Origin of the sequence: Hydrocarboniphaga sp. (genome assembly GCF_965279055.1) — a bacterium.
Taxonomy (GTDB): Bacteria; Pseudomonadota; Gammaproteobacteria; order Nevskiales; family Nevskiaceae; genus Hydrocarboniphaga.
The window spans coordinates 2,448,801-2,468,095 of sequence record NZ_OZ257125.1; the positions used below are offsets into that span (position 1 = coordinate 2,448,801).

The following is a 19,295-nucleotide window of genomic DNA, read 5'->3' on the forward strand; positions in this document are numbered from 1 at the left end:
TGTTTTCCTATTGTCTCGATGCCTGTTCGGTGGCGAGCTTGACCAGGTTGTCGACGGTGAAGCCGAACTTGGCCTGCAGCTTGCCGATCGGCGCCGAGGCGCCGAAGGAGTTCATTACCAGTTTGGCGCCGCTGTTGCCAACGTAGCGGTCCCAGCCCAGCGGCCCGGCCTGCTCCACCGCGACGCGGCCGGTGACCGCCGCGGGCAACACGGACTCGCGATACGCAGCGTCCTGCTGCTCGTAGATTTCCCAGCTCGGCAGCGACACCACGCGCGACTTGATGCCGCTGGCCTTGAGCTTCTCGTGCGCCTCGATGCACAGTGACACCTCGCTGCCGGTGCCGATCAGGATCACGTCCGGCTTGCCGTCTTCGGCGTCGGCAAGCACGTAGCCGCCGCGATTCAGGCCGCTGGCCGCTGCGTATTTCTTGCGATCCAGCGTCGGCAGCGGCTGGCGCGTCAGCACGATGCAACTCGGCCGATGGGTCTGCGCCAGTGCCAGCTTCCAGGCCTCGGCGGTTTCGTTGGCGTCGCCGGGGCGCAGCACGATCAGGCCGGGAATGCCGCGCAGCGCCGACAGGTGCTCGATCGGCTGATGCGTAGGCCCGTCTTCGCCGACGCCGATCGAGTCGTGCGTGAACACGAAGATCACCGGCAGTTCCATGATCGAGGCGAGCCGGATCGGCGGCTTCATGTAATCGCTGAAGACCAGGAAAGTCGAGGTGTAAGGCCGCAGATAGCTCAGCGCCAGGCCGTTGGCGATCGAGCCCATCACATGCTCGCGAACGCCGAAATGCAGATTGCGGCCGCCGTAGCTTTTTGCCTGAAAGCTGCCGGCGCCCTCGAACTTCAGATTGGTCTTGGTCGACGGCGACAGGTCGGCAGAGCCTCCGAGCAGCCACGGCACCGCTTTAGCAAACTCGTTGAGCACCTTGCCGCCGGATTCGCGCGTGGCGATGCCCTTGGCATCCGCGTCGAAACTCAGCTCGGCCCGGGCCCAGTCCTGCGGCATCTGCCCCTGGCGCATGCGCTGCAGCTCGTCGTACAACGTCGGCTCACTGGCCTTGAGCTTGTCGTAGTTGCGCTGCCATTGCTCAAACGCCGGCCCGGCGCGTTCGATCATCGCGTCGCGCAATACATGGCGTGCCTCGTCCGGCACCAGGAAGCTGGAGTCCTCCGGCCAGCCATAGGCTTTCTTGGTCAGCTTGATTTCGTCCGCGCCCAGCGGTTCGCCATGCGCCGCCGCGGTGTTGTGCTTGTTCGGCGAGCCGTAGCCGATGACGCTGTCGACGACGATCAGGGTCGGCTTGTCGCCGGTTTTCTTGAAGGTCTCGATCGCGGCCGCGAGCGCGGCGGTGTCGTTGGCATCTTTCACATGCAGCGTGTTCCAGCCAAGGCCGCGAAACCGCATCGCGACGTCTTCGCTGAAGGCCAGCTCGGTGTGGCCCTCGATGCTGATGGTGTTGTTGTCGTAGATCCAGCACAGGTTGGACAGCTTCAGATGCCCGGCGACCGAGGCGGCCTCGTTGGACACGCCCTCCATCATGTCGCCGTCGCCGCACAGCACATAGACCTTGTAGTCGAAGATCGGGCCGCCGTCGCGATTGAAACGCTCCGCGAGCCAGCGCTCGGCCATCGCCATGCCGACGCTGTTGCCGCAGCCCTGGCCCAAGGGGCCGGTCGTGGTTTCCACGCCGGTGGTCATGCGGTATTCCGGATGGCCCGGCGTTTTCGAGTCGAGCTGGCGGAACGCCTTGATGTCGTCGAGGCTCACCGCCGGTTTGCCGCTGCGCTTGCCGTCGGCGTCGATCTCCGGGATGCCGGCCAGATGCAACAGCGAATACAGCAGCATCGAGGCATGGCCGACCGACAGCACGAAGCGATCGCGATTCGGCCAGTCCGGATGCTCGGGATGATATTTGAGGAACTGCTTCCACACCGTGTAGCCCACCGGCGCCAGCGCCATCGGCGTGCCGGGATGGCCGGAGTTCGCTTTCTGCACCGCGTCCATCGCCAGCGTACGAATCGTGTCGATGCACAGGCGATCGATCGGCTGCTCACTCATGTTCTGCTCCATTGAACGGCATGGTCGGATGCAACGGCGTCCTGCCGCGCGATCCGGGTGATGTTACTGAACGAAGCTGAATCAGACCTGCCCTTTTGGGGCAGAGGCGCGGCCAGGAAGTACCGGTGTGTAACCTGGCCCGCCTGCTGCTTTTAGCGCGACCACGGCGGCGGTTCGAGTACGCCCGTGCCCAAGCACACGGCGCCGGTGATCGCCGCTCACCGGCGAGCCCGCTTGTCGGTGGCGCGCCACAACGCGGCGCCGCCCTCGATACCGGCAGCGTTGGAGCCGATGCTGACCGTTGCCGGCAGGTCTTCGCTGTCGACGTGGCGCGCGTTGCCACCGCCGATGATGATGTGATCCGGATGCAGCAGCACGTCGACAAACTTCAGCGCCTTGCGCAGATGCTTGTTCCAGCGCTTCCTGCCGCTCTTTTCATATGCGGCATTGCCGAGTACTTCATCGTAGGTCTTGTCGTCGCGCAGCGGATGATGGGCCAGCTCCATGTGCGGCATCATTTCGCCGTCGCGGAACAGCGCGGTGCCGACGCCGGTGCCAAGCGTGATCGCCAGTTCCAGACCCTTGCCGCGAATCAGCGCCAGGCCCTGCATCTCGGCGTCGTTGACGATCTTCGACGGATAGCCGCCGAGCTTTTTGGAAAGCGCATCGGCCAGCGCGAAACCCGCCCAGAGTTCGGTGTCCAGATGCGGCGCGGTCAGTACCTTCCGATTGCGGATCACGCCAGGAAAGCCGATCGAAATACGGTCATAGGCCGGCAGTGGCTGCACCATCGCGGCGACGGAGGCGACCAGCAGATCGGGCGGACAAGGCTGCGGCGTCTCGATGCGGACGCGCTCGCTGCGCATCGTACCGCGCTCATCCAGCACCGCTGCCTTGAGGCCGCTACCACCGATGTCGACCGCCAGAATTCCAGGTTTCAAGCGTGCTCCCTGCCCGTTGCGTGCGGTACGTGGACCGCGCATCGGCCGCAATGGTTGCACATCGTCGCGCCGGCAGTGTTACCTCGGCGTGATCGACAAACCCAAGCCGATCAGGCCGCCTTGATTTCGCGCTGCGCCAGCTGCTGGTGAATGGCGTCGAGCAATGCCGATCGACAGCAAGTCGCCTTCGAAACCGCCGACTTCGATGCGATCACCGACAGCGAGGTGAGATTGATGCCGATCGTCTGCATCACGATCATGAAACCGGATACCAGCACCGAATATCGCACCAGCGCGCCGACGGTTTCACGCGTGGACGGATCGAGGTGCGTGCGAGCCAGCAGACGGGGGGTCGACCAGCGCTGCATCGCCGCGGCGAACCAGATCAGCACCCGCAGCGACCGCGCGAAAACGATCAATGACACGGCCGAAACCAGATGCGCTAGATTCTCCGCATTGCGGACGCTCGCAGGGAATGACGCGCATGTCTCGAACACCCCGCTCTGCGTCGACCGTGTCGACGCTGGCCAGGCTGCTGTTGATCGCCGTGGTGCTGCTGTTGTGCGGCGCCGCGTTCGCCTGGACCGGCGGCTGGCTCGGTGGCCGCGGCCTGTCCGGCGCCGCGATGGTCGACGCGCTGCAGGCCAGCGCCGGGCCGCATCCGGGCTTTCGCCGCAATCACGCCAAGGGCATCTGCATCAGCGGAAATTTCGTCGGCAACGGCAACGGCACGCGGCTGTCGTCGACTGCGTTCTTCGAGAAAACCCGCGCGACCGTGGTCGGCCGGCTGGCGCTGGCCGGCGGCAATCCCTACGCCGCCGACGCCGCGGTGCCGGTGCGCAGCATCGCGCTGCAGCTGCGTCTGCCCGACGGGCAGGAATGGCGCACCGGCATGAACGACATCCCCGGCTTTCCGGTGTCGACGCCTCAGGCGTTCCAGCAACTGACGCTCGCTTCCACGCCCGACCCGGCCACCGGCAAGCCCGATCCGGCTTTGATGCGGGCTTTCGCCGACGCACATCCGGAATTCGTCGCCTTCGGCGCGCGCATGGCCGCGCGTCCGCACTCGTCGAGTTTCGCCAACGACACCTACAACAGCATCAACGCCTTCGTGTTCATTGGCGGCGACGGCGCGCGTCATGTCGTTCGCTGGAGCCTGAAACCGCAGCTGTCGTTCGAGCCGGCCACGGCCTCGTCCGCCGACGCGCCGGCTCGCGACGCGCTGTTCGACGATCTGCTGGCCAGGCTCGATCGCGGCCCGCTGGTCTGGCATCTGATCGTGACCGTTGCCGGCGCCGGCGATGCCAGCAACCAGGCAGCGGTGCCGTGGCCCGAGGATCGCGAGCAGGTCGATGTCGGCACTTTGACCATCACCGGCGCCAGCAGCGAAAACCTCGGCGACTGCCGCGACATCGTCTACGACCCTCTGGTGCTGCCCTCGGGCATCCAGGGCTCGGACGATCCGCTGCTCAGCGCGCGCTCGGATACCTATGCGGTGTCGTACCGGCGCCGCGCCGGCGAGCCGCCGGGCGACAGTGCCTTGCACGGCCGCAAGGCCGGGAGCGAGCCATGAGCACGCAGACGCGCTTCACGCCGCTGGCGCGGCTGCTGCACTGGAGCATGGCGGCGCTGATCGTCGCGATGCTGTTCATCGGTGCCGGCATGATCGCCGGCGCGCCCGAGCACTACGCGGCGTTGGTGCGCGTGCACAAGAGCATCGGCATTTTGATCCTGGTGCTGGCCGCGGTCCGGCTGATCTACCGGCTGCTGCATCCGGCGCCGCCGTTGCCGGCGGATCTGCCGGCCTTGCAGAAATTCGCGGCTCACGCCTCGCACTGGCTGTTGTACGCGCTGATGTTGGCCTTGCCGATCGTCGGCTGGGCGATGCTGTCCGCCGAGGGTTATCCGATCCTGATCTACGGCGGTCTGCACCTGCCGCCGCTGATGCCGGCCGACGCGATGACTTACGCGCATCTGCGCAGCGCGCACGCGCTGCTCGCCTACCTGCTGTTCTTCACCGTGCTGGCGCACTTGGGCGCGGCGCTGTTTCACGGCCTGATCCGCGGCGACGGCGTGCTGTCGGCGATGGCCTCGTTACGCCGGCGCTAGGGCGTCGGCCCGCCGGCAGGGCGGATCAGGCCGGCATACAGTCCCTCGATCGCGAACTCGGTGTTGTGCGTATCGATGCGGATCGGAGCGTAGCGCTCCTGGTCGTCGTTCTCCGACAGCAGCACCACGTACCTGCCGTCACGGGTGTAGCGCTTCAGCGTCATCGTCATGTCGCCGGTCTGTGGATCGGGGATGCGCACCGCGACGATCTGGCGATTGCTGGCTTCGTGGGTCTGGTGAATGCCGACCAGATCACGATCGAAGATGTTGGCATTGCGCATCGACCAGCCCTCGACCCGGCGCAGGAACTGCGCACGCGGCCGGAACAGCGTCGGCTCGACGGTCAGATACTCCTCCACGTTCTCGTCGCTCATCACCGGCGTGCCGGCGGCGATGCGGCCGATGACCGGCAGGCTGTTCGGCGGCAGCGCGGCGATCGTGCTCTGCAGGATCCTCAATCCGCGTGCGGTGGAGTCCTCGGCCGAGATGTAGCCCTTCTCGGCCAGCGCCGCCAGATGCAGCCGCGCCATCGAGCGCGTGAAACCGAGCGCGTCGCCCATCTCAGCCTGGGTCGGCGGGCGCCCTTTCTGCTGCATGTAGTGCTGCAAAAAGGCCAGCACCTTGGTTTGTTTTTCAGTCAGAGCAGCGAGTTGCATGATTTTGTCCGTTCCTGCCATTGCGGGCACTACCAATAGTGGTAGTATCTCTTGGCCCGGTGTCCGGGCGCAACCACAACCTCATCCAGCTTCGGTGCCTTGCAATGAAGACCGCTAATTTCAAATGGATTTATGTCTGGTTCGTCGCCGCCGCCACGCTCGTCAGCGTCAAGCCGGCGGGCGCCGCCGAAGTCGCAGTCGCGTTCTCGCCCGGCATCGGCGACCTCAATGCCGAGGAACTGGTGATCGAAACCATCGGCACCGCCCAGCACAGTATCCGCCTCGCCGCCTACGCCTTCACCTCCAAGCCGATCGCCCGCGCCCTGCTCGCCGCCAAGCGCCGCGGTGTCGACGTGCAGGCGGTGCTGGACAAATCCAACCTCGGCGAGCGTTTCGGCGCCGCGCAATATCTGGCCAACACCGGGATCCCGGTGCGCATCGACTCCGAATACGCGGCGATGCACGACAAGTTCATGGTGATCGACTCGCACACGGTACAGACCGGCTCCTTCAGCTATACCTCGGTCGCGGCCAGGGGCAATGCCGAGAACGCGATGGTGGTGCGCAATCATGCGAACTTCGCCAGCGAGTACGACGCCGAGTGGCGCCGGCTGTGGAAGGAGTCGCGGCCGCTGGCGCGCAACGAGGTCCCCCGCAACGGCAACTTCGTCGACATGCACTGGGTCGAACACGACACCGGCGTGCGTCGCCCGGCAACGCCGCATTGATCGCCTTGGGTTTACATTTCGTTACGCTGCGGCGCTGAACTATCGGCCCGTCCTTGCCTCCAATACCGCGAACGTGGATATCCCCATTCCACGTTCTCCGCCTCACTCCCCCGAGGGCGGATCCGGCACCTCCCCGCCGGAGTCAGTACCCCGCGAGTCTCCCCCGGCTCGCGGGGTTTTTTTATGTTCGGCGTTTGCCGTGCGCTCCCCGATCGAACCCGCACCGGGAGCCTGTGCTACAAGACTCGCCCGCGGCAGATCTGCAGAGAAATCCGATGAAATGGTTTGCCTACGACGTCGTCCCGGTCGATTCCAACTGGGAATATCTGAAGACGGTGCGAGAAACGGTGCGAGAAATCGCGATCAACGATGCCGAGGCACGAGTGCACGGCGGTGATGTGCCGCCGCCGGACATGGAAGAGTTCATCGACGCCTGGGAAAGCGCCAAGGACGCCGCGACGGCCGCCGGTTGGGTAGGCGAACCCGGCAACGAACCACTGGTGTTCTGGCTGCCGGTCGCCGGCAGCTTCACTTTCGGCTTCGTGATCCGCCAGGACAACGACGACAGCAGCTACGTGATCTCACCGGTGGAGCTGCCGCATCTGGGGATCGCGGTGGAAATGCTGAGCGAAGACGACGAGGAGTCCTTCGACGCACCCTGAGCCCGAGGCCCTGCACGACCTCAGCGGCTGCGCGCGCGCTTCTGCAGGCGGCGTGCTTCGATCGCGCGCTTGATCGCGTCGAGTCTGGCCCTGGCGCTGAGTTGGATCGCCGCGACGGCCGCGCTGCTGACGGGCGCGTCCTCGGGCTCCGGATTGCTGCTCGCGATCCTGAACTTGGACATCGGTCTTCCTTCCATCGTTATGGTCCATCCGCCGCGCGATCCGCAGAAAACCGGACCGCGCGTGCGACCATGTGGCCGATCCGTCACCGCTGGAAGACGACCCGGTCTCAAGCGCGTTGCGGCTGAGACCTTCGTCGCTACTGGCTCGGCAGATCGAGCAAACTTAGGACTATTTGAGTGGCCGGATCATAGACCACGGTAGAGCCCTGCTAATAGCCCACAGTAGCCCACGGTCGAGTCGTTAACGAAGCTCGTGTCGACGGGTACCCGGATGCCCCGCAGATTATGCCCGCGCCCTCTGCAGCGACACGCGGCGCGCCAAGTAAAGAAATGTTTCATTGCGACCGCGATGCGGCTATTTTCCTGGCGGGCGCGCAACGGCAGCACACCACCGACGCCGGGGAGAACCACGATGCGCAGGCAGGCAGCAGGCGGTTGGTCGACAGCATGGATCGGCGTTGCTCTGCTCGGCAGCGCGTCATGCGCGCTGGCCGAAACACCGGAGTTCGACCGTCCCGGCATTTCGTTCCCGACCAGCACGATCCCGGTCGGCGGCATCGCCTTCGAGCAGGGCCTGCCCGATCTGAGTTACGACTCCGGCGCCGGACTGCGCAGCACCGAAAGCGCGTTCGACAGCGTCGTGCGTGTCGGTGTCGGCGAGCATGCCGAGTTGCAGCTGATCACCTCGCTGTACAACCGGCTCGATACCCACGACAGCAGCGGCAGCGAGCATTTCGACGGCAGCGGCGATACCGGTCTGGCTGTCAAGCTCGGCCTGCCCGGCAACAACGGGCAACGCTCGCTGGCGGTTCTCGGCAGCGTGCTGTTCCCGACAGGCGACCGCGAGTTCAGCGGCGGCAAGCCGACCGTGTCGCTGGGAAGCACCGCGACGTTCGCCTTGAGCGATCAGCAGGCGCTGTCCTTGTACGCCAACCTCGATCGCCTCGACGATCGCAACACCCTGACGCTGGCGTCCGACATGTCGTTCGAGCTCAGCGACAGCCTGGGCGCCTTCATCGAAGCCGGCGCGAGTTTCACCCACGCCGGGGATGACGACTACGTCGGCGGTGGCGGTTTCACCTGGATGCTGCTGCCCCGAGTGCAGCTCGACCTCTACGCCGACTTCGGGCTGACCGACAAAAGCACCGACCTGCAGACCGGCTTCGGCGTATCGGTGTATTTCGGCGCGTCGGGCGATTGAGGAAAGCGCGATCATCGCGGTCATCAAAAACAAAACAACAGCGCGCGAGGACACCGACGATGAGCATGCTGCAGCTGCAGCGGGCACGGCCCAAAGTGATCCTGTTCGACTGGCACGCGACGCTGGCCGACACCATGGACGCGATGTACTACGCGTTGGACGAAGTGATGCCGCGGCTGGCGCCGCTGGGCCTGATCGAGCGCCTGGTGCCTCCGGGAAAGTCCAAGACGGTCGAAGACGAAAAGCTGGTGCGCTACGTGCGCGAGAATCACAGCCTGCACCCCAAGATCACCTCGCAGCGACGCATTTCGCGCACCGATATTTTCGAACTGCTGTTCGGCGAGGACGAAGAAGCCAAGAAGATCGCGCATCGCGAATTCGACCGCAGTTACGAGCGCCATTTCGGCATCGTCAAGCCGATGGAGGCCGATGCGCGCGCGCATCTGCTGGCACTGCGCGGCCTGGGTTTGAAGCTCGGCGTGCTGACCAACCGGGCGCGCCGCTTCACCGCGCACGAGGTCTACACCATCGACAGCACCGGCTGGCACGAGCTGTTCGACACCATCGTCTGCGGCGACGACGTGGCGCGGCGCAAGCCCTTCCCCGACCTGATCCTGAAAGCGCTGGACGAGCTGGCGCTGCCCGCCGACGCCAGCTGCTGGTACGTTGGCGACAGCGTCGCCGACATCGTGTCCGGCAGCAACGCCGGCGTCAGCACGATCTTCTACAACGGCGTCGGCTGGGACGCCGACTGGATCGCCAAGATCTTCCCCGGCACCGCGCACTACCCGCACCAGCCGGACAGCGTGATCGCCAGGCTGCCGGAGTTGCTGAGTCTCGTCCGGCAGCTCATGTGAGGCAGCCTGGCACGGCTGCAACCCGGGTCGCGGCCGGGCCACGGCGGCTACACTAGGGGAATTCTTTCTCCGGAGCTTGCCTTGCTTGCACAGTCTTTGCGCCTGCCCTGCGGCGCGACCATCCCCAATCGCCTGGCCAAGTCGGCCATGAGCGAAGCTCTCGGCACGATGGACAATCGCGTGACGCCGCGGCTGGAGCGGCTGTATGCGCGCTGGGCCGAAGGCGGCATCGGCCTGTGCATCACCGGCAACGTGATGATCGACCGGCGCGCGCTCGGCGAGCCCGGCAATGTCGCGGTCGAAAACGAAGCCGACCTGCCCGCGCTGCGCCGCTGGGCCCAGGCCGGCACGCGTGGCGGCACGCAGTTGTGGATGCAGATCAATCATCCCGGCAAGCAGTCGCCCAAGGGCCTGAACCGCGAGAACGTGGCGCCGTCGGCGATCCCGTTCCGCAAGGATATGGCGGCGTTCTTCGACACGCCGCGGGAACTCGCCGATGCGGAAATCGAAGAACTGATCACGCGCTTCGGCAACACCGCGCGCATCGCCAAGCTGGCGGGTTTCAGCGGCGTGCAGATTCACGGCGCGCATGGCTATCTGGTCAGCCAGTTCCTGTCGCCGCATCACAATCAGCGCAAGGATCGCTGGGGCGGCAGCATCGAAAACCGCCAGCGTTTCGTGCTGGCGGTGCTGGCCGAGATGCGTCGCCAGGTCGGCGCCGACTTCCCTGTCGGCATCAAGCTGAACTCGGCGGATTTTCAGCGCGGCGGTTTCACCGAGGAAGAGTCGCTGGCGACGATAGCCGCGCTGGTCGACGGCGGTATCGACCTGATCGAAATTTCCGGCGGCACTTACGAGGCGCCGGCGATGACCGGCCGCGATGCCAAGGCCAGCACGGTCGCGCGCGAGGCCTACTTCATCGAGTTCGCCGAGAAAGTGCGTGCCGCCAGCCGAGTACCGCTGATGCTGACCGGCGGCTTCCGCAGCGTCGCCGGCATGAATGCGGCACTGAACAGCGGTGCGATCGACCTGGTCGGCCTGGCGCGGCTGCTGGCGATCGAGCCCGAGCTGCCGGCGCGGCTGCTGCGCGGTGAAGACCCGCAGCATCAGATCAAGCCGATCAGCACCGGCATCGGCCTGGTCGATCGCATGGCGCTGATGGAAGTCGCCTGGTACTCGCGCCAGCTGCGCCGCATCGGCGACGGCCGCGAGCCGCAGCCGAAAGAATCCGGGCTCAAGTCCTTCGCCGTCGGCATGATCGAGAACGGCTGGCATACGTTCAAGACGCGACGACTGCGCGCCTGAGATCGCGCCATGACCGACACCGCAACGCCGCCGCAGACCAGGAAAGACATCGCCAAATGGCGACGGCAGCTGCTGCGCGTGCAGCAGACTTCGTGGCGCGACCTGTTCGCGACCCTGCTGCCGATCGTGGCGATCAGCGCGCTGGCGATTGCCGCGACGCTGCATTTCATCCGCCCCGCGCCTCCGGGCCACCTGGTCATGGCCGGCGGTGCCGAGGGCAGCAATTTCCGGCTGATCGCCGAGCGCTACAAGACCATCCTCGCGCGCAACGGCGTCGAAATCCGCATCGTCGCCTCGCGCGGCTCGCTGGACAATTTGAACAAGCTCAGCGACCCGGACAGCGGCGTCGATATCGCGATGGTCCAGTCCGGCGTCACCACCGAGGCCTATACCGGCGACCTGATTTCGCTGGGCAGCATGTTCCCGCAACCGCTGACAGTGTTCTATCGCAGCGCCAAGCCGCTGGCGCGGCTGTCGGATTTCGAGGGCAAGCGCATCGCCATCGGCGGCGAAGGTACCGGCACGCGCTTTCTGGCACTGGCGCTGCTGAAGGCCAATGGCATCGAGCCCGGCGGCAAGACCACGCTGCTGGATCTGGAAGGCGAAAACGCGCGCCAGGCGCTGCTGGCCAAACAGATCGACGCGATCTTCCTGTCCGGTGACTCCGCCGGCATCGGCACGCTGCGCGAGCTGATGCACGCTGACCAGATCCGCTTGTTCGACTTCGTCCAGGGTGACGCCTACGAGCGGCGCTTCCGCTATCTGAGCAAGCTGCAATTGCCGGCCGGCACTTTCGATCTCGGCGAAAATCTGCCGGCGCAGTCGCTGACGCTGATGGCGCCGTCGGTGGAACTGCTGGCGCATTCCGACCTGCATCCGGCACTGTCGGATCTGCTGGTCGAGGCGGCCCACGAAATTCACGGCAAGGGCACTTTGCTGGCCGACCCCGGCGCGTTTCCATCGCCGCTGCCGCACGATTATCCGATCGGCGCCGATGCCGCGCGCTATTACAAATCCGGCAAGGGCGTGGCGTATCGCTATCTGCCGTTCTGGCTGGCGAGCCTGGTCAGCCGCGCCGCGGTCATTCTGGTGCCGATCCTGGTGGTGTTGATTCCCGGCCTGCGCTATGCGCCCAACCTGTATGGCTGGCGCATCAACCGGCGCATCTACAAGCGTTACGGCGAGCTGATGACGCTGGAACGCGCCGCGCTACAGCCGCTGACGCCCGAGCAGCGGGCGACCTTGCTGGCACGACTGGACGAGATCGAGAAGGGCATCATCAGCTTCAAGACGCCGGGCGCATTTGCGGACCAGATCTACGTGCTGCGCCGGCATATCCGCTTCGTGCGCGAGAACCTCGCGCAGAACGGCGGCAGCGGCGTGGCGCAGCCGGTCGCCGGCGAGCCTGCCTAGCGTAGCACTCAGGCCTGAGTGCCGATGCGTCGCGGCACCAGTCCGAGCTCGCGCCTGACGTCCGATGCGATCGGCCCGACAGCCTTGACCGCGGCGCGAATCGCCGCTGCGCTGACACCGAGCGCATGCGACCAGTAACGCAGCTCGAAGTCCTGGTTGACGTTGATGCGGCGCCGGTCCTGGCTGCCGCGACTGCTGGGCTCGTCCGACATGTTGCGCTCCTCGCACCGTGAAATTTCATGCTAGGTGCGACGGCTGAATACCGGCATGCCCGATGGCGCTATTCGACGTCGTGGGCTTAGGCGGCGCTTAGACCGGTCTGCGTCTTCACCTGTAGGAGCGGCCTTGGCCGCGATTCAGGCTTCACCGGCACGGTCGCGGCCAGGGCCGCTCCTACCGGTGCCGTTATCGCCTAACCGGCAACTCGATAAAGCTCCCCGTATACCAGCGTATCCGCAGAGGCGGCTTGGCCGCCGCTATGGTTTCCTCGCTGACATTGCCGCCGGCGCCGTAGTTGATCTCGCGATCGGCGCGTTTGTTGATGCCGAGCACGAAGACGATGCGGCTGCCCGCCGCCAGCCGACGGCTGGCGATCTGCTCGCTGCGGAACTTCAGCTGCTGGCGCTCGCCGGCGCGCAGCAGATGACGCAGCGCCGGGTCCTGCGCGTAGCTGGCGCGAAACTCGTAAGGATCGGCGAGCTGCAGGTAGTCGCCGGCCGCGGTCAGCTCGTACAGCGTCACGTTCAGATCCAGATCCTGGCGATTCATCACGAAGTCCAGCTCGCCCGACAGCAGGCCGCTGATTTCGGTCGCCGCTTTCAGCGGCTCGCCGACGAACAGCAGCGCGTCGTTGATCTGCAGTTTTCGCGCGAGGATATCGTTGCCCGGCAAGGCCGGCGCGCTGCGGTCGGCCAGCTTGACGGTCTGCTCGATCAGCGGCGCGTCGGCGGGCCTGGCCGCGCTCAGTCGCAGGCGGCCGCCGCTGTCGGCGCTGTCGAAGTACAGCTTCAGGCTGGCATTGGCCATCGCCGCGATCGTCGCCGCGTGCTTCCACTCGTTGGCGCCCATCACCTGGTAATTGACGCGGTCCTTCAGCATCGCCGGCCGGCCCGCGCCCTTGAGCACGTAGTCGAACCAGTCCAGGCGCAGCTCGCGAAGATCCAGCAGAGCGGCGTTGTCGACTGAATAGCCGCGCAGCACACCGGCCGGCCGCGACAGCGATGTCGTGTGATCGTAAGGGCCGAGCAGCAGCGTGTGGTTGGCGTCGGGCTTGTAGCGCAGCTGCTCGCCGAAGTAGTACAGCGCGCCCACGGCGCCGCTGCCGTAATAGCCGGCGGTGGACAGCACCGGGATGTCGATGCTGGCGAACTGCTGGCGGAACGGCACGTACTTCTGCCACCAGCGATCAAAGCTCGGATGCGTCAGCCAGGTGCGGAACACATGCCCCGGCGCCGGGTTTTTCAGCCGGGCGACGCGATCCAGCTCGCGATACATCCTGCCGCTGGCGAACCAGCGTTGATCCAGCGCCGCCCAGCGCGCCTCGTCGCGGCTGATGTCGTCGACGCCGACGATGTTGGTGTAGGCCCAGCGCAGCGCCGAGTTCTTGAACACGCGGCCTTCGTTGGGGAAGCTGATGCCCGGCGCCATCGCGTCCGAAGTCGCGATCGCCTTCAGCGCCGCCGGCAGCTTCTTCGCCGCAGCCCAGGCGGCGAAGCCGCTGTAGCCGGCGCCGATCATGCCGACCCTGCCATCGCTCCAGGGCTGCGCGACGATCCACTTGATCACCGCACGTGCGTCTTCGCCGTCGTGCGCGAACGGCACGAAGGCGCTACCGGCGCCGGCCTTCTTCAGCGCCATTACATCGTCCGGCACATTCTTGCCGCGCGCGTAGGCGACGACGCCGACGTAGCCGTGGCTTGCAGCCGCCTTGGCGTCGTCCTCGGTGACGAAGATGGTGAACTCGAGCAGCGCCGGCAGCGGCTTGCCGAGCTTCTTCGGCCTGACCACGCGCGCATAAAGCCGCGCGCCACCGGCGCCCCTGATCGGCACTTTCTCCTCGACGATGTAGCGCTGCGCCTCGTCCTCGGCCGCGAGCGTATCGGCCAGCGGGCCGAAGCTGCGATACGCCGCGTACGACAGCCAGTTGCGGATCAGCTCGATGCCCTCGGCGGTGTTCAGCGAGGTCCTGCTGCGCTGACGATCGAATGCTTTTTGCAGCGCGTCCTGATAAAGCGCCTGTGATCCGCGCATCCAGGATGTCACCGTATAGGCGTCGCGGTCGCCGAGCTTGGGCACGACCTCGCGGAAGGACTCGGCGAACGCCTGCGCGAACGGCACCGCGTCGCCGGTTTCAATCGCCTTGGCATGCGCGTACAGATCGATCAGCAGGCCGCGGCCCGGCGCGCGGCCGGCGTCGATCGCGCGACGCCGGTTGCTCAGCGTCTCGCGCGTGTCGTTGGCCGCGATGTAGTTGCCGGCGGCGATCTGCAGCACCGACAGCGTCGCCAGATAACGCTCGATATCGGCGTCCTGATACACCGGCAGGATACGCTCGGCCAGATCGCGCATCGCCGCGGGAGTCGCCGCATCGCCGACGCTGGCCGGCGTCTTGAAATCGAAATTCTGGTTCTGGTTCTGCGCATGAGCCGGCGCGATCAGCGCCAGCAGCATGAGCAAGCACAGCCGACGCAGCGCGCTCATGGCGAGCCCGCCGCGCGCGGTGCTGCCGCGTCTTTTACCAGGTGCAGCGTCTGGCCGAACATCGCCTCATGGCCCTGTACCGCGCTGCCGATGTGAACCAGCGTGGTCTGCGCCAGCTCCTTGTCGAACAGGTCCACGACCCGGCTCAAGGTGTCGTTGTCGAGCGAGCCGAAGGCGTCGTCGATCAGCACCCAGCGCGGCGCCTGCAGCACGATGCGCGCGAACGCCAGGCTCATCTGCTCGTCCTGGCTCAGCTCGCGATCCCAGCGCTTGGAGGCGTCGAGCATCGGCACCAGGCGCTCCAGATCCAGCCGCGCCAGAGCGGCGGCAAACGCGGCCTCGTCATGGGCCGAAACCGCCGTCGGGTACGCCAGGATTTCGCGCAAGCTGCCGGTCGGCAGATAGGGCGTGCCGCGCGGCATGTAATAGATCGGCGAAGCGGCCGGATTGGCGATTTCGCCCGAGCCCCAGGGCCACAGACCGGCCAGCGCGCGGAACAGCAGGGTCTTGCCGGTGCCGGCGTCGGCGACGATCAGCACGCGCTCGCCGGCGGCGATCTCCGCATGCGGCTCCTGCAGCATGTCGCGGCCGGCCGGCGATTCCAGATGCAGATTCGACAGCGTCAGGCGCTCATCGCTGTTCTGCTTGTAGGTGATGCGGCTGCCGAAATCGAGCTGGTCTTCGTTGGCGATCAGCGCCTGGCGAAAACCGGAGACCCGAATCAGCGTCGCACGCCAGTCGGCGATCACGCTGAAGTTGTCGACGAACCAGCGCAGCGCCGCCTGCGCCTGCGTGAACGCCGCAGCGGCGGCAACCAGGCCGCCGAGTGAAATCTTGCCGGAGAAAAACAGCGGCGCGGCGACCAGGATCGGCGCGGCCTGCGTGATCCAGCCGAAGCCGGCGGTGACCCAGGTCAGGTTGGTCCAGCCGAGCACCAGGCGGTTCATCGCGCCCATGACTTCGCTCAACGACGCCTCGATGCGACGCCGCTCGTCGGCCTCGCCCGCGGCCAGCGAAATGCCGTCGAGATGCTCGTTGATGCGCACCAGCGTGAAACGCAAATCGGCCTCGCGCGCATAGCGATTGGCGCTGCGCGCGACCAGGCTGCGGCCGACGACATAACTCAGCAGCGAGCCGAAACCGGCATACAGGATCGCGGCCCACAGCATGAAGCCCGGCACCGCGTAGTCGGAATCGCCGACGCGGAAACTGAAATCCTCGGACAGCACCCACAGAATGCCGGCGAAGCTGATGAACAGGATCGTCGCCTGCAGCAGACCCATGACCAGATCGATCGACAGGTTGCACAGCACCGTGGTGTCGTCGGTCATGCGCTGATCGGGATTCACGCCCATTTCGCCGGCATTGGCGAGCCAGAACGCGCGGCGCGGCATCATCCAGCGGCCGGTCAGATCGCGCACCAGGCCTTCGCGCAGCTTTACCTTCATGGTCTCGCGCAGCCAGCGCTGGGTCACGTCGAGAATCATCAGGCAGGCGACGATCACCGCGAACACGCCGAGCTGGTAGATGAAGTCCTTGAAATCGCGGCGCGACAGCGCGTCGAAAAACGCCTTGTTCCAGGCATTGAAGCGCACCTGGCAATAAGCGGTGGCGAGCACCGCGACGAGGATGCAGCCGGCCAGCTGCATCAGCCGCGTGCCGACCGCCGATGCGCGCACCGCGCCGAGCAGCTGGCCGATCTGCTTCAACAGACCGGCCTGAGCCAGCATCGCCTTGGCAGCGGCCGGACTGGGCACGGTCGGCGGCGCGGCGTCGCTCATCGGCGTTGCGCCAGCGCGGCGCGACGTGCGGCGACGGTCGAAATGAAGGCCGCATAACTCCAGGCCAGATGCCGCGCCGAGGTCTGCTCGCCGGTTTTCTGATCGAACTGTTCGGACAGGTCGCCGCTGTCCGCCGTGTACTTTCTGACCGTCGCCAGATAGGCGTCGCCGCGCGCGATCCAGTCGTCCGCGTCCCCGTTGCCGAGTGCGGCGCGATAGCAGAATTCGCAGGCGCCGAGGGTCGAGAAGAAATAGGCGCCGCCGGAGTAGTAGACGTCGCCGTCGTAGCGGCCCATCGCCGGGCCGAGCGCGTCGCCGCGGCGATGGTTGATCGGATACTTCTCGTCGAACAGCGCTTCCAGATGCGCCAGGGTCGCCTGCATGCGCGGATCGTGCACGGTGTGCGCATCACCCTCGCCGCCGGCATGGATTGCCGACAGGATCACCGCGATATCCAGGTCTTTTTGCGAGCGCGCGCCGCCTTCCAGAATGCGCGAGCGATAGTAGCCATCGTCGTCCAGCCAGAAGCCGTCGAGCACCTTGCCGATCGCCTCGCCCTCGCTGCGATAGGCCTGCGCCAGCTCCGCCTCGCCCTGCCCGGCGAGCCAGTCCGCGCCCTGGTCCAGCGCCGCCGCCGACACGCGCAGGGTGTAGTAATGCAGGCCCTTGTCTTCTTCCCAGATGTCGTAGGACGCGGCATGCCAGTGCTGGTGTGTGAATGCCAGATCCGCGCGCAGCAGCTCGTTCAACTGCGCCGTCGTCGGTTCATCGAACTGCTGACTGCGCGCCCAGCCGAGCATGGCCAGCGCGCGCAGCGGCGGACCGTCGTGTTGCGGCCGCGCCCACTTGCTGATGTCGAGCGTGCCATCGGGATTGACGCGGGTTTCGGCGACGACGAACTCGCCGCGCGCGCCGGCCAGATCGGCATCGTCGCGCAGAAACTTGACGAAGTCCGGCGCCGCCCTGCTGCGCCAGGTTTTATCCGCGACGCGCTCGCCGCCGTCGAGCTGACGCAGCGACAGACCGAAGCCGAGGAAATCGGCGAACGTCTGCTTCGCCTCGACGCCGACCTCGCCCGCCTCCAGCAACAGCCGCAGCGCGTCGATGACCACCGCCGAATCGCGGAACCAGTGGAAGAAGTAGTCCGGGTCGGGATCGTAGGACGCCAGCACCGGCGAGGCGATGATCGAGCCTTTCGCCGCGCGTATCGTCGTGCCGAAACCCGGCCGTGTCTTGACGATGTCGGTGGCGGAAATGCTCTTCTGCATCGCCCGCGCCGCATAACGATACTCGCGAGCCATCCATTGCTCGAGCCCATCGGGTGATGAAACCATCAAGCGGCCTTGTCGTCGAGATACGGGCTGCTGAAGCCGAGCTTGCGCAGGCCGCCCTGAATTTCCGGGATGCTCATGAACAGCTTCCACATCAGCCCGGTCCGGTAGTTCTCCATCATCACCACGATCGGCCCCTGGTCGATCGCCAGGAAAGTATCGGCGGCCCAGTTGTGGTGCACGCTGAACGCGTCGACGAAGCCGTAGCGCTTCCATAGCCTGTCGCCGTGCTCGGTCAGGAAGTGCCGTAGCGCGGCCATCACCTCGCGGGGCGCATACGGCAGGCTGGACAGCGCCGCGGTCGGCGAGATCGTGCCGTTGTCGTTGTCCGGTGCATGCGCGCCATAGCCGAAGGCATCGTCGCTGGCGGTCAGGCCCCAGCACTCGGCGCTGTAGCCCTTGAACTTTTTCGGGTTGGCGACGCAGTGCGCGTGATTGATCTTCACGTGCGCGAGGTTCAGTTCCCAGTAGTTCGCGTAGCGGTCCCTGAGCCCGTGGGGATCGAGCGTGCAGAACGAGTAATGCGCGAAGAACAGCGGTCCGCCGTAGGGCTGGCCCAGCGGCAGCTCGATGCCGTAGTAGGACTTGCCGTTGATGAAGTCGCGCCCTGCGGCGTAGCCACGATGGTAGACCTCGGCGCTGACCGGATAACGCGGCGACGAGGCCGCCAGCAGGTAGGTCGTCAGGCACTCGTTCCAGCCGTGGATCTCGTGATCCATCGCCCAGCCGTTGTACGGGCTCCAGTGCCAGTACAGCAGCTTGCGCCCGCCCTGGGTGTACCAGTCCCACTCGACTTCTTCCCATAGCTGGGTGATGCGATTGCGGATCGAGGCTTCGCCCGGCGTTTCCTGCTGAAAATACTGGCGCGCGCACAGCAGGCCCTGCATCAGCAAGGCGGTTTCGACCAGGTCGCCGGCATCGTCCTTGCGGCCGAACGGAATCGTCTCACCGGTCAGGCCGTTCATGAAATGCGGATAGGTACCGTGGTAGCAGCGCGCCTTGCACAGCACGTCGAGACTTTGGTTGATGCGCGTGACCGCCTCGATGCGCGTGACCCAGCCGCGCTCGACCGCGACGATGATCGCCATCACGCCGAAGCCGCTGCCACCGATCGCGACCAGGTCGTCGACCGGCTCGTCCCTCGTCGTGCGCCGGTCCGGCGCCAGGCCGCTGACCGGATGCGCGCCTTCCCAGAAGAAGCGGAAAGTCTGGCGCTGCACCGCGTCGATCAGCAGCTCGTCCGGCAAAGCGGCGAGTTCGGCGGGGCTGCGCGTGTCCGCTGTTGGCATCCATCGTCTCCTGTTGGTTCTTGAATGTTTCAAAGCTTGGCACATTGCGCCGCATTGTTCCCTTCTCCCTCCGGG

The 19,295-nt window shown here is 66.0% G+C and carries 18 protein-coding genes; 8 read left to right on the forward strand and 10 right to left on the reverse strand.

The features are described 5' to 3' along the window. Nucleotides 1-7: 7 nt before the first annotated feature. The 3 genes from tkt to ACQZF9_RS11050 form a co-directional block, all read right to left on the reverse strand. A complete protein-coding gene (gene tkt / locus ACQZF9_RS11040) occupies nt 8-2,065 on the reverse strand; it encodes a transketolase (protein ID WP_428313280.1) in 2,058 nt (685 codons plus the stop codon). Between the two features lie 218 nt (nt 2,066-2,283). Beyond that, on the reverse strand, nt 2,284-3,048 hold the full coding sequence (locus tag ACQZF9_RS11045; protein WP_428313281.1) for an ROK family protein: 765 nt from the start codon (nt 3,046-3,048) through the stop codon (nt 2,284-2,286). Nucleotides 3,049-3,116: 68 nt separating this feature from the next. After that, a complete protein-coding gene (locus tag ACQZF9_RS11050; protein ID WP_428313282.1) occupies nt 3,117-3,431 on the reverse strand; it encodes a hypothetical protein in 315 nt (104 codons plus the stop codon). Between the two features lie 59 nt (nt 3,432-3,490). Here ACQZF9_RS11050 and ACQZF9_RS11055 point away from each other — a divergent pair, with 59 nt between their 5' ends. Both ACQZF9_RS11055 and ACQZF9_RS11060 read left to right on the forward strand, forming a co-directional pair. Further along, nucleotides 3,491-4,579: a catalase family peroxidase gene (locus tag ACQZF9_RS11055; RefSeq protein WP_428313283.1), complete on the forward strand. Its 1,089-nt coding sequence runs from the start codon at nt 3,491-3,493 to the stop codon at nt 4,577-4,579. Next, nucleotides 4,576-5,115: a cytochrome b gene (locus ACQZF9_RS11060; RefSeq protein WP_428313284.1), complete on the forward strand. Its 540-nt coding sequence runs from the start codon at nt 4,576-4,578 to the stop codon at nt 5,113-5,115. Before ACQZF9_RS11055 ends, ACQZF9_RS11060 begins: the two co-directional genes overlap by 4 nt. On the opposite strand, the gene lexA is transcribed toward ACQZF9_RS11060, so the two are convergent. Further along, a complete protein-coding gene (gene lexA / locus ACQZF9_RS11065) occupies nt 5,112-5,771 on the reverse strand; it encodes a transcriptional repressor LexA (protein WP_428313285.1) in 660 nt (219 codons plus the stop codon). The genes ACQZF9_RS11060 and lexA overlap by 4 nt on opposite strands. A gap of 104 nt (nt 5,772-5,875) precedes the next feature. On the opposite strand from lexA, the gene ACQZF9_RS11070 reads away from it, so the two are divergent. Both ACQZF9_RS11070 and ACQZF9_RS11075 read left to right on the forward strand, forming a co-directional pair. Further along, complete coding sequence (locus ACQZF9_RS11070; protein WP_428313286.1) at nt 5,876-6,499, forward strand: phospholipase D family protein; 624 nt, start codon at nt 5,876-5,878, stop codon at nt 6,497-6,499. 275 nt (nt 6,500-6,774) lie between these two features. Then, nucleotides 6,775-7,161, forward strand: coding sequence for a hypothetical protein (locus tag ACQZF9_RS11075; RefSeq protein WP_428313287.1), 387 nt, complete (start codon nt 6,775-6,777; stop codon nt 7,159-7,161). A gap of 20 nt (nt 7,162-7,181) precedes the next feature. Here ACQZF9_RS11075 and ACQZF9_RS11080 read toward each other — a convergent pair whose 3' ends face one another. Then, nucleotides 7,182-7,343 carry a hypothetical protein gene (locus tag ACQZF9_RS11080; protein WP_428313288.1) on the reverse strand — a complete coding sequence of 54 codons (162 nt, stop codon included), beginning with the start codon at nt 7,341-7,343 and terminating at the stop codon, nt 7,182-7,184. Between the two features lie 412 nt (nt 7,344-7,755). Here ACQZF9_RS11080 and ACQZF9_RS11085 point away from each other — a divergent pair, with 412 nt between their 5' ends. Genes ACQZF9_RS11085 through ACQZF9_RS11100 form a run of 4 tightly spaced genes read left to right on the forward strand, consistent with a single transcriptional unit; the run spans nt 7,756 to nt 12,119 of the window. Beyond that, a complete protein-coding gene (locus ACQZF9_RS11085; protein ID WP_428313289.1) occupies nt 7,756-8,544 on the forward strand; it encodes a transporter in 789 nt (262 codons plus the stop codon). Nucleotides 8,545-8,603: 59 nt separating this feature from the next. Beyond that, entirely contained in the window at nt 8,604-9,401 is a 798-nt protein-coding gene (locus tag ACQZF9_RS11090) for an HAD family hydrolase (protein WP_428313290.1), read from the forward strand. Nucleotides 9,402-9,461: 60 nt separating this feature from the next. Next, nucleotides 9,462-10,706, forward strand: coding sequence for an NADH:flavin oxidoreductase/NADH oxidase family protein (locus ACQZF9_RS11095; RefSeq protein WP_428313414.1), 1,245 nt, complete (start codon nt 9,462-9,464; stop codon nt 10,704-10,706). Nucleotides 10,707-10,715: 9 nt separating this feature from the next. Further along, nucleotides 10,716-12,119, forward strand: a complete 1,404-nt coding sequence (locus tag ACQZF9_RS11100) for a TAXI family TRAP transporter solute-binding subunit (RefSeq protein ID WP_428313291.1) — start codon at nt 10,716-10,718, stop codon at nt 12,117-12,119. 8 nt (nt 12,120-12,127) lie between these two features. On the opposite strand, the gene ACQZF9_RS11105 is transcribed toward ACQZF9_RS11100, so the two are convergent. The 5 genes from ACQZF9_RS11105 to ACQZF9_RS11125 form a co-directional block, all read right to left on the reverse strand. Next, nucleotides 12,128-12,331: a DUF3606 domain-containing protein gene (locus ACQZF9_RS11105; RefSeq protein WP_428313292.1), complete on the reverse strand. Its 204-nt coding sequence runs from the start codon at nt 12,329-12,331 to the stop codon at nt 12,128-12,130. 193 nt (nt 12,332-12,524) lie between these two features. Next, a complete protein-coding gene (locus ACQZF9_RS11110; protein ID WP_428313293.1) occupies nt 12,525-14,819 on the reverse strand; it encodes a CocE/NonD family hydrolase in 2,295 nt (764 codons plus the stop codon). Next, nucleotides 14,816-16,600, reverse strand: a complete 1,785-nt coding sequence (locus ACQZF9_RS11115; protein WP_428313294.1) for an ABC transporter ATP-binding protein/permease — start codon at nt 16,598-16,600, stop codon at nt 14,816-14,818. Before ACQZF9_RS11115 ends, ACQZF9_RS11110 begins: the two co-directional genes overlap by 4 nt. Further along, the gene (locus tag ACQZF9_RS11120) at nt 16,597-17,934 is read right to left on the reverse strand and encodes a glycoside hydrolase family 15 protein (RefSeq protein ID WP_428313295.1); all 1,338 of its coding nucleotides are present in this window, start codon (nt 17,932-17,934) and stop codon (nt 16,597-16,599) included. The genes ACQZF9_RS11115 and ACQZF9_RS11120 overlap by 4 nt, the downstream gene beginning before the upstream one ends. Continuing rightward, a complete protein-coding gene (locus ACQZF9_RS11125) occupies nt 17,934-19,220 on the reverse strand; it encodes a glucoamylase family protein (protein WP_428313296.1) in 1,287 nt (428 codons plus the stop codon). The genes ACQZF9_RS11120 and ACQZF9_RS11125 overlap by 1 nt, the downstream gene beginning before the upstream one ends. Between the last annotated feature and the right edge of the window lie 75 nt (nt 19,221-19,295).